The organism is Microbacterium sp. BWR-S6Y, from assembly GCF_041379845.1.
In the GTDB taxonomy this organism is placed as follows: domain Bacteria; phylum Actinomycetota; class Actinomycetes; order Actinomycetales; family Microbacteriaceae; genus Microbacterium; species Microbacterium hydrothermale.
Genome location: NZ_JBFECV010000002.1, coordinates 343859 through 357315 on the forward strand (window position 1 = coordinate 343859; position 13457 = coordinate 357315).

Sequence of the window (13457 nt, forward strand, 5' to 3'; positions counted from 1 at the left end):
CTTGACAGCCCCGGCGCAGCGGATGCGTCAGGCGGCGGCAGGACCGCGACGCCCGATAAGCCCGGCGCGCTGCAGGACGAGGTACAGCTGGCATCCGAGGCACAGTCCGAACACGGCATTGAGGAAAGCGGCGACGAAGGCCATCGCGGCGGCGATCGGCAGCGCCCACGGCACGCCCGCGAGGTGCAGCACGAGACCGACCGCGGTGACGAACAGGCCGACTCCCTGCGCGAAGCGCGGAGGACGGGGGTCTTCGAACTCGGTGGGCGCCGACAGGCGCGGCTGCACGACCCGCCGGTAGAGCACGCCCCAGGGGGCGGTCCGCGGAGACGCGACGCCCCACACGAACAGCAGGGCGATCACGAGCACGAGCAGGAAGCCGGGGTCGGCGAGCCGGTCGGTGAACGAGGCGGTCGCGAGGACCCACGCGCCGGACGCGTCGTCACGGCCCGTCGAGATCCCCACCAGGCTCAGCAACGTCGCCACCAGCAGCAGCACCGCGGTGACGGATGCCGCGAAGCGCGGTCCGCGGGCGTCGATGCGCGTGATGTCAGGCACGGGTGGTCTCCTTCTGCAGGGTGTCCAGCTCGAGTTCGACGACCGCGCGACCGGGGGTGCCGCCGAAGCGCGTGCGCACAACGCCGCGCCGGTCCAGGACGAGGGTCGTGGGGGTCTGGAGCACACGGAAGTGCTGAGCGATGTCGGGGCGGTGCGTGAGGTCCACGTCGAGGTGGCGCACGCCCTCGCGGGCGTCGGCGACCTCGGACAGCATCCGGTGCACGCCCGGGCAGCGCGCGCACATCTCGGTGCTGAACTGCAGGAGGGTCGCCTCCTCGCCGAGGGCGTCGGCCCCGAGACGACGGGGGTCGACGATCTCGGCCGAATCGACCCCGCGGGCGCGGCCGTCGCGACGGCGCAGCAGCAGGCCCGCAGCCGTCGTCACGACGACGAGGGCCACGACGGCGATCACGGCGAAGGTCAGGTCCACGACAGGAAAGGCTAATGCGCGCGAGGGGAGGAGGGGCCGATGAGTCGCTGCATGACGGTGACGCCCAGCGATCTCACGGGCCGGAGCCCGCGGCATCCGCGCGCGTCTCTCCTCCCCAGGCGCGGATGGTCCACGGGTGGTGCCGGCCGCCCCCTCCCTCCGGGTGCCCCGGGTATCGTGAACCCCGTGACCGCCGAGATCCCGACGCCCTACGAAGACCTCCTCCGCGACGTGCTCGCCACGGGCGTGCACAAGTCCGACCGCACCGGCACCGGCACCACGAGCGTCTTCGGGCGGCAGATCCGCTTCGACCTCGCCGCGGGCTTCCCCCTCATCACGACCAAGCGCGTGCACCTGAAGTCGATCGTGTACGAACTGCTGTGGTTTTTGCGCGGCGAGTCGAACGTCGGGTGGCTCCAGCAGAACGGCGTCACCATCTGGGACGAGTGGGCCGACGCCGACGGCGAGCTCGGGCCCGTCTACGGCGTGCAGTGGCGGTCGTGGCCGACCGCCGACGGCGGCACGATCGACCAGATCACCCAGGTGATCGAGCAGATCCGTCGCGACCCCGACTCGCGTCGCCTCATCGTCTCGGCCTGGAACCCCGCCGACATCCCCGACATGGCGCTCGCGCCCTGCCACGCGCTCTTCCAGTTCTACGTCGCCGACGGCAAGCTCTCGTGCCAGCTGTACCAGCGCAGCGCCGACATGTTCCTCGGCGTACCCTTCAACATCGCCTCGTACGCGCTGCTGACGCTCATGGTGGCTCAGCAGACGGGGCTCGAGCCCGGCGAGTTCGTCTGGACCGGCGGCGACTGCCACGTCTACGACAACCACCGCGAGCAGGTCGCCGAGCAGCTCTCGCGCGAGCCGTTCCCGTACCCGACGCTCCGCTTCGCGCGCACGCCGGAGTCGATCCTCGACTACACCTTCGACGACATCGTCGTAGAGGGCTATCAGCACCACCCCGCGATCCGCGCGGCCGTCGCGGTATGACCTCGGTCGGTCTCGTCTGGGCCGAGGCGCACGACGGCGTCATCGGGGCCGACGGGGGGATGCCGTGGCACGTCCCCGAAGACATGGCGCACTTCCGCGCGGTCACGGCCTCGCACGACGTCATCATGGGGCGGCGCACGTGGGAGTCGCTCCCGCCCCGCTTCCGGCCCCTGCCGGGTCGGCGCAACATCGTGGTTTCGCGGTCGACCGAGTGGGCGGCCGAGGGCGCCGATCGGGCGGCGTCCCTCGATGACGCCCTGCGGCTGTCCGCGGGCGCCGAGGTCTGGGTCATCGGGGGTGGGATGCTCTACGCCGAGGCCATCGGCCTCGCCGACGTCCTCGAGGTCACGCGCCTCGACCTCGCCGTGGACGGCGACACGCGCGCCCCCTCGACCGACGGCTGGCGCCGGGTCTCGGCCGACCCCGCCGAGGGCTGGCACACCTCGCGCAGCGGCATCCGCTACCGCTTCGAGACGTACCGGCGAGAGGGCTGACATGGCACGCACCGCGGTGATCACGGGGGCGAGTTCCGGCCTCGGGGCCGAGTTCGCCCGACAGCTCGCCGCGCGCGGGGCCGACCTCGTGCTCGTCGCGCGCGACGGGGCCGCACTCGCCGCCGTCGCCGCCGAGATCGAGGAGCGGTACACGGTCGCCGTCGAGGTGCTCCCGGCCGACCTTCTCGATCCCGACGCGCTCGCGGCCGTCGAGGCGCGCCTGGCGGGTGGCGTCGACGTGCTCGTCAACAACGCCGGCTTCGGCCTCGACCTCGCCTTCGAGCGCAACGACGTCGAGGCCGAGGTGCGCCACCTGCGCCTGCACGTCGAGGCGGCGATGCGGCTCGCGCACGCGGCCCTGCCGTCGATGCTCGCGCGGGGGAGCGGCCGAATCGTCAACGTCGCCTCGGTCGCGGGCTTCGTGCCGCGCGGAACCTACGGCGCCGCCAAGGGCTGGCTCATCTCCTTCAGCCGGTGGGCCAACGTCGCCTACCGCCCGCGCGGCGTGTCCGTGACGGCCGTGTGCCCCGGCTTCGTCCACACGAACTTCCACGAGCGCCTCGGACTGCCGCCCGGCCAGGAGGGAGTGCCCGACCGCATGTGGCTCGACGCCCCGACGGTCGTGCGCGAGGGCCTCCGCGACGCCGCGCGCGGACGCTCCGTCTCGGTTCCGTCGTGGCGGTACAAGGCCCTCGTCGCCGCCTCGCGCCTCTTGCCCGACGCGCTGGTCGTGCGCGCCGCCGCGCGCGGCCGCTGACGATCGCCGCGCGGTCCACGATCCCGGGAGCCGCCCGGGCCGCTCAGCGGAATCGGCCGAGCCGGATCCCGGCGAACGCGAGCGCGCCGATCGTCTCGCCGTCGGTGATGCCGCCGTCGGCGATCAGCGCGAGGGCGTCGGGGAACGGGATCCACCGCACCGCGTCGATCCCCTCCTCGTGCTGGGAGCGGGTGGCATCCGTGATCGACAGTCCGCGGGCGAGGAAGACGTGCTCGGGGGCGTCGGCGATGCCGTTGAGGGCGTTCATGCGTCCCAGATTCTGCCACTCGGATGCCGTCACCCCGGCCTCCTCGAGCAGTTCGCGCTGCGCCGCGACGAGGGGGTCCTCGCTGTCGGAACCTCCCGCGGGGATCTCCAGCGACCGGCCGGTGGTGTAGCGCTCGAGCTCGACGAAGCAGATGCGCTCGTCGGCGTCGAGAGCCACCACGAAGACCGCGGGATGCTGCATCCGCACGACGCCGTAGATGCCGTCGCCGTGCGGTCCGGTCACCTCGTCCTCGCGGACGTGGATCCAGGGGTTCTCGTACACGGTGCGCGTCGCGCGCGTCGTCCAGCTCACCTCGCCACCCTACGGCGCGGCCGTCGTCACGCATTGTTCACACCGAGACCGACGCAGGCCGGGGGAGGGGCCCGGCGAACCGATAACCTGGGAGCATGACGCACTCCGGCAATCCCTTCGGTCAGGTGCTCGTCGCGCTCATCACCCCGATGACCGCCGACGGCGAGGTCGACTGGCCCGCCACCGAGAAGCACATCGACGACGTCATCACCGCCGGAGCCGACGGCATCGTCGTCACCGGGACCACGGGCGAGACCTCGACCCTCACCGACCCCGAGAAGCTCCGCCTCGTCGAGGTCGGCAAGAGCGTCTCGGCCGGTCGCGCCAAGATCATCACCGGCGGCGGCTCGAATGAGACCGCCCACGCGATCGAGCTGTACAAGGCCAGTGAGAAGGCCGGCGCCGACGGCATCATGATCGTCACGCCGTACTACAACAAGCCCACGCAGGCCGGCATCCTGACGCACTTCCGTCTCGTCGCCGACGCGACCGACCTCCCGGTGATCCTCTACGACATCCCCGGTCGCACCGGTGTGCCGATCAAGTACGAGACGATCCTGCGCCTGGCCAAGCACCCCAACATCCTCGCGATCAAAGACGCCAAGGGCGACTTCAGCGAGGTCAGCCGCGTGCTCAACCAGACCGACCTGATGTACTTCTCCGGCGACGACGCCAACGTGCTGCCGCACCTGTCGATCGGGGCGTCCGGCCTCATCGGCGTCACCGCGAACATCGCCGCCGCACCCTATCGGACGATCGTGGATGCCGTGAACGCCGGCGATCTGGCATCCGCCACGGCCGCGCACAAGAGCCTCGAGCCCCTCGTGCGCGCCGTCATGACGCACGTGCCCGGCACGGTCGCGGCGAAGTACATCCTGCACGGCCTCGGCCGCATCGGCAGCCCGCGCGTCCGCCTGCCCCTCGTGGGGCCGGAGGAGTGGGAGGCCGCCGTCATCGAAGACGAACTGGCTCTCGTGAAGAACGTGGCCGGTGCCGACTTCTCCAACTTCCGCCCCGACCGCAACGCGGCCGCCGGCGGCGCGCTGCCGAAGGTGCACGGCACGACGAGATAAGCATCGGCGTCCGCCGATCCGCGGCCAGGGACGCCACGAGAAGGATGCCGCGAGACGGCATCCGAAACGAAGAGGGATGCCGCGAGGCGGCATCCGAGGAGGCTCACATGCCCACGACCGTCTATGATCCGCCGGAGCTCGCGCCCGGCACCCTCCGCGTCATCCCGCTCGGCGGCCTCGGCGAGGTCGGCCGCAACATGACCGTGTTCGAGTACGAGGGCAAGCTCCTCGTCGTCGACTGCGGCGTGCTGTTCCCCGAGGAGCACCAGCCCGGCGTCGACCTGATCCTGCCCGACTTCGAGCCGATCAGGCACCGCCTCGACGACATCGTCGGCGTCGTGCTCACCCACGGGCACGAAGACCACATCGGCGCCGTGCCGTACCTGCTGAAGCTCAAGGGCGACATCCCCCTCATCGGCTCGGGTCTGACCCTCGCCCTCATCGAGGCGAAGCTCAAAGAGCACCGCATCCGTCCCTACACGCTCACCGTGCAGGAAGGGCAGCGCGAGCAGGTCGGCCCCTTCGACCTCGAGTTCGTGGCCGTCAATCACTCCATCCCCGACGCCCTCGCGGTCGCGATCCGCACGCCCGCGGGTCTCGTGCTGGCCACGGGCGACTTCAAGATGGACCAGCTGCCCCTCGACGGGCGCATCACCGACCTGCGGGCGTTCGCGCGCCTCGGCGAAGAGGGCGTCGACCTCTTCCTCGTCGACTCCACGAACGCCGACGTCCCCGGCTTCACGCCGACCGAGCGCGGCATCGGACCCGTGCTCGACCAGGTGATCGCCAAGGCGCCCCGCCGCGTCGTGGTCGCGAGCTTCTCGAGCCACGTTCACCGCGTGCAGCAGGTGCTCGACGCCGCGCACGCGAACGGGCGTCGCGTCGCGCTCCTCGGGCGCAGCATGGTGCGCAACATGGGCATCGCCGCCGACCTCGGCTACCTGAACGTGCCCGACGGCGTGCTGATCGACTACAAGAAGGCGCGCGACCTCCCCGACGACAAGATCGTCTACATGTCGACCGGTTCGCAGGGCGAGCCGATGGCCGTGCTCAGTCGCATGGCCAACCTCGACCACGCGATCGAGCCGGGCGAGGGTGACACGATCATCCTGGCATCCAGCCAGATCCCCGGGAACGAGAACGCGATCTACCGCGTCATCGACGGGCTGACGAAGCTCGGCGCGACGGTCGTGCACAAGGGCAACGCGAAGGTGCACGTCTCGGGTCACGCCGCGGCCGGCGAACTGCTCTACTGCTACAACATCCTCAAGCCCAAGAACGTGCTGCCCGTGCACGGCGAGTACCGCCACCTGATGGCCAACGCCAAGCTCGCGCGCGAGACCGGCATCCCCGAGAAGAACACGATCCTCGGCGAGAACGGCACGGTCGTCGACCTGCGCGACGGCGTCGCCGAGGTCGTGGGACAGGTCGACATCGGCTTCGTCTACGTCGACGGGTCGTCGGTGGGCGAGATCACGGATGCCGACCTGAAGGACCGCCGCATCCTGGGCGAGGAGGGCTTCATCTCGGTCATCGTCGTCGTCGATTCCGCGACCGGCAAGGTCGTGTCCGGCCCCGAGATCCACGCGCGCGGTGTCGCGGAGGACGACAAGGTCTTCGACAGTGTGAAGCCCAAGATCGCGGCGGCCCTGGCCGAGGCGGCGAAGTCGGGAGTCCGCGACAACCACGCGCTCTCGCAGGTCGTGCGTCGAACGATCGGGCGCTGGGTGAACCAGTCGCTGCGTCGTCGTCCGATGATCGTGCCGATGGTCATCGAGGCCTGAGCGTCGAGGAAGCGTCGAGGAAGCGTCGCGGGGATACCCCGCGGCGCTTCGTCGTTCCGGCGGATGGTCGCGCGGACGAAGCCGGGCGCGGTCCGCGGGGAGTGGCCGGTTGCGCGCCGGCGGCGCGTGCCGGCCGGGGCGTGCGGGCTGGGCGGTGATGTCGCGTGCCGGCCTGCTGTGGCTCGAGCGGGCGCGGTGATGTCGCGTGCCGGACTGCTGCGGGAGGGCGGCCGCGGGGCGTCCGGCCCCGGCCGGGGGAGCGCGGGCCTGCGCGGGGGCGTCGCGTGCTCGCTATCATGCGGGCATGCCCGGTCTCCCGATCCGTGCGGCGCTCCGTTCCGACGGCGCCTTCCTCGCCGACATGACCGTCGAGGCCGCCAACTGGCGCGCCGGCGGCGCCCGCCCCCGCCACGAAGTGCTCAGCAGCCCCGAGCACCGGCGCTACATCGCCGGCTGGCTGCGCCCCGGCGACGCGGGGTTCGTCGCCGAGTCGCCGACGGGGGAACCCATCGGTGCGGCCTGGTACCGGATGCTCCCGCGCGACGAGCCCGGGTTCGGCTGGGTCGGCACGGGGGTGCCCGAGCTCATCATCGGCGTGCGGCCCGTCTGGCGCGCCCACGGCACCGGGCGCGCGCTGCTGCAGCGCCTCGTCGACCACGCCCGCGGCGAGGGGTACGCGCGCATCAGTCTGAGCGTCGAGCGCGACAATTTCGCGGTGTCGCTGTACCGGTCCGAGGGCTTCGCCGTGGTCCGGAAGGGGATGGGGCGCGACGTGATGGTCAAGCGCCTGCGCTGAGGCGGGTCGCGGCGCCCGTCGGGCTGGGCGCAACCCCGCGTCGGTCCGTGCGAATGTCGCAGGTCGCGCCTACCGTGGAGGAATGGCTCGTACCTCGTCCCCGTCCGGCGGTCGCGCCCCCGCGAAGGGGTCGTCGCGATCGAAAGCCTCGGCCCCGGCGCCGAAGCGCTACGTCGACGAGCCCGAGAAGCCCCCCGTCGCCGCCCGCGCCTGGATGGCGGTCGCCCACGGCGTGGGCGGCATGTTCCGCGCCTTCGGGCCCGAGAACCTCGAGCGCGATCAGCGCCGTGACGGGTTCCCCTTCTTCCTCGTCGTGCTCGCCGTCATCGGCGCCGTCGTGGAATGGTTCTTCATCGGCACCGAGGCGGCCGCGCTCATCAGCGCCTACAGCTTCGGTGCGCTGTTCGGTCGCGTGGCCTTCGTGCTGCCCGTCCTCCTCCTGCTCCTGGCCGGCTGGCTCTTCCGCCACCCGGCCTCGGTGCACGACAACGGTCGCGTGGGTATCGGCTTCGGTCTGTTCGTCGTGGCCCTCGCCGGGTTCTGCCACGTCGCCGGCGGACGCCCGGTGCCCAACGCCGGCGGTCTGCCGGCGCTGAGCCCGGCGGGCGGCATCTCGGGGTGGATCGTGGGCGAGCCGCTCGCCTTCGCCTTCACCGACATCGGCGCCTACATCGCGCTGTCGCTTCTCGCGGTCCTCAGCGTGCTGATCCTCACCAAGACGCCGCCGAACCGCATCGGACGTCGGCTCGGCGACCTCTACGCCTGGATGTTCGGGGTCGATCGCGCCGAGCGCCCCGACCCGGCGACGAAGGTGCTCCCCGTCGACACGAGCGACGGCGACGCCGACGACGAGCGCGGTGAGAAGTCGCTGCCCTGGTGGCGTCGCAACAAGTCGGGACGCGAAGAAGACGTCGATGGTTCCCTCGGCTCCGACGACCTCACGACGCTGCTCTCGCCGGGAACGACGCAGGGCGGATTCGAGTCCGCGATGGTCGAGCCCGAACCCGTCGCGCCGCGCGCGAAGGCGCCGACGCCTCCGCCGCTGCCGCCCGCACCCGACGCTCTCACCGAGGTGTTCGATGCGAGCGCCCTCGCGGGCGCGGCGTCCGGGCGCGGCCTGCACGACGACTCGCCCCTCGACATCGGCGGCGACGACGACCTCCCGGGCATCTCCGGGCTCGGTGGCGACAGCGCGGGCGCACCGCCCGCCGCCAGCTACCGTCTGCCCGCCGTGACGGCGCTCGCCACGGGAACGCCGCCGAAGGCCCGCTCGGCCGCCAACGACGCGGTCGTGGCCGCCATCGAGAGCGTGATGGAGCAGTTCAAGGTCGACGCGCGCGTGACCGGGTTCTCGCGCGGGCCGACGGTCACGCAGTACGAGATCGAGGTCGGACCCGGAGTCAAGGTCGAGCGCATCACCGCGCTGACCAACAACATCGCCTACGCCGTCGCCTCCAACGAAGTGCGCATCCTCGCGCCCATTCCCGGCAAGAGCGCGATCGGCGTCGAGATCCCCAACGCCGACCGCGAGATCGTGACGCTCGGCGACATCCTCCGGTCGGATGCCGCCACCTCGTCGACGCACCCCATGACCATCGGCGTCGGCAAAGACGTGGGCGGCGGGTTCGTCGTGGCCAACCTCGCCAAGATGCCCCACCTCCTGGTGGCCGGCTCCACGGGGTCGGGCAAGTCGAGCTTCGTCAACTCGATGATCACGAGCCTGCTCATGCGCGCGAAGCCGTCCGACGTGCGCATGGTGCTGATCGACCCCAAGCGCGTGGAGCTGACCTCGTACGCGGGCGTCCCGCACCTCATCACGCCGATCATCACGAACCCGAAGAAGGCCGCAGAGGCCCTGCAGTGGGTCGTGAAAGAGATGGACATGCGCTACGACGACCTCGCGTCGTTCGGCTTCCGTCACATCGACGACTTCAACAAGGCCGTCGTGGCGGGCGAGATCCAGCTCCCGGCCGGGAGCGAGAGGGTGCTCAAGCCCTACCCCTACCTCCTGGTCGTGGTCGACGAGCTCGCGGATCTCATGATGGTCGCACCGCGCGACGTGGAGGACTCGATCGTCCGCATCACCCAGCTCGCCCGGGCGAGCGGCATCCATCTGGTGCTCGCGACGCAGCGCCCCTCCGTCGACGTCGTCACCGGTCTCATCAAGGCCAACGTGCCGTCGCGCCTGGCCTTCGCGGTGACCAGCGTCACCGACTCCCGCGTCATCCTCGATCAGCCCGGAGCCGACCGCCTCATCGGTCAGGGCGACGGTCTGTTCCTGCCCATGGGCGCGTCCAAGGCGGTCCGCGTGCAGGGCGCCTGGGTGAGCGAGCAGGAGATCGAGAAGGTCGTCGCCCACGTCACGCAGCAGGCGCGCCCCGAATACCGCGCCGACGTGCAGGCCGCGGCGGAGAAGAAGGAGATCGACGCCGACATCGGAGACGATCTCGAGCTGCTGCTCGCGGCCGCAGAGCTCGTGGTCTCGACCCAGTTCGGCTCGACGTCGATGCTGCAGCGGAAGCTGCGCGTCGGCTTCGCGAAGGCGGGTCGCCTGATGGACCTGCTCGAGTCGCGCGAGATCGTCGGGCCCTCGGAGGGCTCGAAGGCGCGCGACGTGCTCGTGACCAACGAGCAGCTGCCCGCGGTCATGGCGCGTCTGCGCGGAGACGAAGCCCCACCCGCGCCGGCAGCCGCCGCCGATGACGACCGCTACGGCGACGACCCCATCGAGGCGCAGTTCGAGGGCCTGCCCGTCGTCGAAGACGACGAGGGCTCCGAAGACGCCTGGCAGCTGACGGGGCGCGACTGATGGCCGTTCACCCGCAGCTGCCCAATGCGATCACGATCGCGCGCATCCTGTGCGCCCCGGTGTTCCTCGTGCTCCTCCTCGTCGACGCGGGCAGTGGCGGCGCGCTGCGCTGGGCGGCGGCGATCCTGTTCATCGTGGCCATCGCGACCGACGGCGTCGACGGGTACATCGCCCGCCGCTACGACATCGTCAGCGACCTGGGCAAGCTCCTCGACCCGATCGCCGACAAGGCGCTCACGGGGGTCGCGTTCGTCGGTCTGTCCCTCCTCGGCGAGTTGCACTGGTGGGTGACGATCGTCGTCCTGGTCCGAGAGATCGGCATCACCGTCTACCGCTTCATCGTCGTCAGCGACCACGTCCTCGCCGCGGCCTGGATGGGCAAGCTCAAAACCGTCTTCCAGGCGATCGCGCTCTCGATCGCCCTGATCCCGTTCGCGGGTCTCTCCGACGCAGCCGTCTGGCGCGACACCGTGTGGTGGGTCTCGGTCATCACCATGACGATCGCCGTGGTCCTCACGATCGCCTCGGGCCTCGACTACGTCGTGACCGAGGCGCGCGCCGCCCGCAGGACGCGGGGCGCCCGATGATCGACGGCGTCCCCGACGACCTCGACGAGACCCTCGTCCGCGATCCGCGCGAGAGCGCCGCGGTGCTGCTCGACCGCCTCGCCGAGCTCGGGTGGACGATCGCGATCGCCGAGTCCCTCACCGGCGGCCTCGTCGTGTCGTCCCTGGTCGACGTCCCGGGAGCGTCCCGCGTCGTGCGCGGGGGAGTGGTCGCCTACGCGACCGATCTCAAGCACAGCGTGCTCGGCGTCGACCAGGCGTTGCTCGACGCCCACGGTGCCGTGCACCCCCGCGTTGCCCGGCAGATGGCGCGCGGGGTGCGAGACGCCCTCGGTGCCGACGGCTCCCCGGCCGACGTCGGGGTGGCGACGACCGGGGTGGCGGGTCCCGACGAACAGGACGGTCAGGCGGTGGGGACCGTGCACATCGCGGTGTCGACGCCGCTGGGCACGCGCGTGGACTCCCTCGTGATCGCCGGCGATCGCGATCGCATCCGCCGTGAGACGGCCCATCTGGCCATTCGTCGGGTGCTCGCCGCCCTGTGATTCCTCGCCGGTGAGGTATCGACGGCGGATGCGGGAACAAATGATCGCACACTCCGGTTTCGTCCAGCGATTCCCATCCGGTGCACAGCGCGCGGCATTAGGGTGACCACAGATGGTGTTTTACAGTTGTCCATCCGGGCAGCGACGGAATCAGCAGTGAGGAGGGCCCCCAAATGATCCTGGTTCGTCAAGAGATCGGCGAAGTCCTGCGTGACCTCCGCCAGCAGAAGGGGCGCACCCTCCGTCAGGTCGCGAGCCGCGCGAGCGTCGCCCTCGGTTACCTCAGCGAGGTCGAGCGCGGTCAGAAAGAGGCGTCGAGCGAGATCCTCGCGTCCGTCGCCGAGGCGCTCGATGTGCCCATCTCCACGATCATGCGTCAGGTGGGCGATCGGCTCTCTGTGCTGGAGGGCCTGCAGACCTTCCCCGACGTGGTGCCCGACGAGCTCGTCGCCGCGGTCGAGCCCGAGCTCTCGCTTCGTTGACGTCGACACCGACGCGTTCGCCCCATGCGTCGCAGTGAGTTCGATCGCGCTGTCGCCGATGAGTTCGGCGTGCGCGGAGGGTCGCTGTTGACCGACCTCGTTCTGTCCGCCGTCGGCGGACGGACGAGCGTCGACGCCCTCGCCGCCGGCGTCGACCCTCGAGACGTGTGGCTGGCGCTCTGCGCCGAAACCGACGTCCCCGAGAACCGTCGTTACGGTGTCGGCCGGATCGAGCCCCGACGCGGCTGACCTCGCTGCCGCTGTCGGGGGCAGCCTTCGGGACTCGAGCCTGTGTTTCCGGCGTGTCGTCGAATGTACGTTCGATTGAGGCGTAGGCTCCTCCACAACGGGGTTCGTGAGCCATTCATCCCCAGAAGGGTCGTCCTCCGACATCAATGTCGGAGGCCCTCCCTAACGTGGATCACGTCGAACGACACCCTGAACGCCTTGTCGGGTGCCCCCATCGTCGATGGGGGGCGCGACAGCCTACAGGCGACCGGAACGCGAGCAGAAAGAAGACGTCATGCCCTCACCCGCAGAGCGCGAAAAGGCCCTCGAATCGGCCCTGGCGCAGATCGACCGGCAGTTCGGAAAGGGCTCGGTCATGCGACTGGGCAGCGACGACCGCGCACCGATCGAGACCATCCCCACCGGGTCCGTCGCCCTCGACGTGGCCCTCGGCATCGGCGGTCTGCCGCGCGGCCGCATCATCGAGATCTACGGTCCCGAATCGTCGGGAAAGACGACCCTGACCCTCCACGCGATCGCCAACGCCCAGCGGGCCGGCGGCATCGCCGCCTTCATCGACGCGGAGCACGCCCTCGATCCCGAGTACGCCAAGAAGCTCGGCGTCGACATCGACGCTCTGCTCGTGTCGCAGCCCGACACCGGTGAGCAGGCCCTCGAGATCGCCGACATGCTGATCCGCTCCGGCGCCATCGACCTGGTCGTCATCGACTCCGTCGCCGCCCTCGTCCCCGAGGCCGAGATCAAGGGCGAGATGGGCGACTCGCACGTCGGCCTGCAGGCCCGCCTGATGTCGCAGGCACTGCGAAAGCTCACCGGTGGGTTGAACACCACCAAGACCACGGCCATCTTCATCAACCAGCTCCGCGAGAAGATCGGCGTGTTCTTCGGATCGCCCGAGACGACGGCCGGTGGAAAGGCGCTGAAGTTCTACGCCTCCGTCCGCCTCGACATCCGTCGTATCGAGACGCTCAAAGACGGTACCGAAGCCGTCGGAAACCGCACCCGCGTCAAGGTCGTCAAGAACAAGATGGCGCCGCCCTTCAAGCAGGCGGAGTTCGACATCCTCTACGGCGTGGGCATCTCCCGCGAGGGCAGTCTGATCGACTTCGGCGTCGAGCACGCGATCGTGAAGAAGTCCGGTGCTTGGTACACGTACGAGGGCGAGCAGCTCGGGCAGGGCAAAGAGAACGCCCGCAACTTCCTCATCAAGAACCCCGACATCGCCGCCGAGATCGAGTCCAAGATCAAGGCGAAGCTCGGAATCGGTGGAGCTCCGGCTGCCGTGGCGCCCGCCGACGACGAGCTGGCTGCCCGCCGTCCGGCCTGATGATCGACGAC

15 protein-coding genes are annotated in these 13457 nt (G+C 70.5%); 12 read left to right on the top strand and 3 right to left on the bottom strand.

Annotated elements, in window-relative coordinates; translation table 11 throughout:
- Nucleotides 1–27 precede the first annotated feature (27 nt).
- Both AB1K56_RS05465 and AB1K56_RS05470 read right to left on the bottom strand, forming a co-directional pair.
- A complete protein-coding gene (locus AB1K56_RS05465; protein WP_371204895.1) occupies nucleotides 28–558 on the bottom strand; it encodes a DUF4395 domain-containing protein in 531 nt (176 codons plus the stop codon).
- Entirely contained in the window at nucleotides 551–988 is a 438-nt protein-coding gene (locus tag AB1K56_RS05470; protein ID WP_371204896.1) for a TlpA family protein disulfide reductase, read from the bottom strand. The genes AB1K56_RS05465 and AB1K56_RS05470 overlap by 8 nt, the downstream gene beginning before the upstream one ends.
- 186 nt (nucleotides 989–1174) lie before the next feature.
- On the opposite strand from AB1K56_RS05470, the gene AB1K56_RS05475 reads away from it, so the two are divergent.
- From AB1K56_RS05475 to AB1K56_RS05485, 3 genes are read left to right on the top strand one after another with little or no spacing between them, the layout of a single operon-like run.
- Nucleotides 1175–1984, top strand: coding sequence for a thymidylate synthase (locus tag AB1K56_RS05475; protein WP_371204897.1), 810 nt, complete (start codon nucleotides 1175–1177; stop codon nucleotides 1982–1984).
- On the top strand, nucleotides 1981–2478 hold the full coding sequence (locus AB1K56_RS05480; protein ID WP_371204898.1) for a dihydrofolate reductase: 498 nt from the start codon (nucleotides 1981–1983) through the stop codon (nucleotides 2476–2478). Before AB1K56_RS05475 ends, AB1K56_RS05480 begins: the two co-directional genes overlap by 4 nt.
- A gap of 1 nt (nucleotide 2479) precedes the next feature.
- Complete coding sequence (locus tag AB1K56_RS05485; RefSeq protein ID WP_371204899.1) at nucleotides 2480–3235, top strand: SDR family NAD(P)-dependent oxidoreductase; 756 nt, start codon at nucleotides 2480–2482, stop codon at nucleotides 3233–3235.
- Between the two features lie 43 nt (nucleotides 3236–3278).
- Here the strand turns inward: AB1K56_RS05485 and AB1K56_RS05490 are convergent, their stop codons facing one another.
- The gene (locus AB1K56_RS05490; protein WP_371204900.1) at nucleotides 3279–3815 is read right to left on the bottom strand and encodes an NUDIX domain-containing protein; all 537 of its coding nucleotides are present in this window, start codon (nucleotides 3813–3815) and stop codon (nucleotides 3279–3281) included.
- A 95-nt stretch (nucleotides 3816–3910) separates the two neighbouring features.
- Here AB1K56_RS05490 and dapA point away from each other — a divergent pair, with 95 nt between their 5' ends.
- From dapA to recA, 9 genes are all read left to right on the top strand, one after another.
- On the top strand, nucleotides 3911–4888 hold the full coding sequence (dapA, locus tag AB1K56_RS05495; protein WP_371204901.1) for a 4-hydroxy-tetrahydrodipicolinate synthase: 978 nt from the start codon (nucleotides 3911–3913) through the stop codon (nucleotides 4886–4888).
- Between the two features lie 107 nt (nucleotides 4889–4995).
- Nucleotides 4996–6672: a ribonuclease J gene (locus AB1K56_RS05500; protein WP_371204902.1), complete on the top strand. Its 1677-nt coding sequence runs from the start codon at nucleotides 4996–4998 to the stop codon at nucleotides 6670–6672.
- A 304-nt stretch (nucleotides 6673–6976) separates the two neighbouring features.
- A complete protein-coding gene (locus AB1K56_RS05505) occupies nucleotides 6977–7468 on the top strand; it encodes a GNAT family N-acetyltransferase (RefSeq protein ID WP_136587931.1) in 492 nt (163 codons plus the stop codon).
- Nucleotides 7469–7550: 82 nt separating this feature from the next.
- Complete coding sequence (locus AB1K56_RS05510; protein WP_371204903.1) at nucleotides 7551–10277, top strand: DNA translocase FtsK; 2727 nt, start codon at nucleotides 7551–7553, stop codon at nucleotides 10275–10277.
- Nucleotides 10277–10864, top strand: coding sequence for a CDP-diacylglycerol--glycerol-3-phosphate 3-phosphatidyltransferase (pgsA, locus tag AB1K56_RS05515; RefSeq protein ID WP_371204904.1), 588 nt, complete (start codon nucleotides 10277–10279; stop codon nucleotides 10862–10864). The genes AB1K56_RS05510 and pgsA overlap by 1 nt, the downstream gene beginning before the upstream one ends.
- Nucleotides 10861–11388 (top strand): CinA family protein, encoded by a 528-nt coding sequence (locus AB1K56_RS05520; protein WP_371204905.1) that lies wholly within the window; start codon nucleotides 10861–10863, stop codon nucleotides 11386–11388. The genes pgsA and AB1K56_RS05520 overlap by 4 nt, the downstream gene beginning before the upstream one ends.
- 173 nt (nucleotides 11389–11561) lie before the next feature.
- The gene (locus AB1K56_RS05525) at nucleotides 11562–11870 is read left to right on the top strand and encodes a helix-turn-helix domain-containing protein (RefSeq protein ID WP_108319449.1); all 309 of its coding nucleotides are present in this window, start codon (nucleotides 11562–11564) and stop codon (nucleotides 11868–11870) included.
- A 24-nt stretch (nucleotides 11871–11894) separates the two neighbouring features.
- On the top strand, nucleotides 11895–12119 hold the full coding sequence (locus AB1K56_RS05530; RefSeq protein WP_371204906.1) for a DUF3046 domain-containing protein: 225 nt from the start codon (nucleotides 11895–11897) through the stop codon (nucleotides 12117–12119).
- 274 nt (nucleotides 12120–12393) lie between these two features.
- Nucleotides 12394–13446, top strand: coding sequence for a recombinase RecA (gene recA, locus AB1K56_RS05535; protein ID WP_371204907.1), 1053 nt, complete (start codon nucleotides 12394–12396; stop codon nucleotides 13444–13446).
- Nucleotides 13447–13457 lie beyond the last annotated feature (11 nt).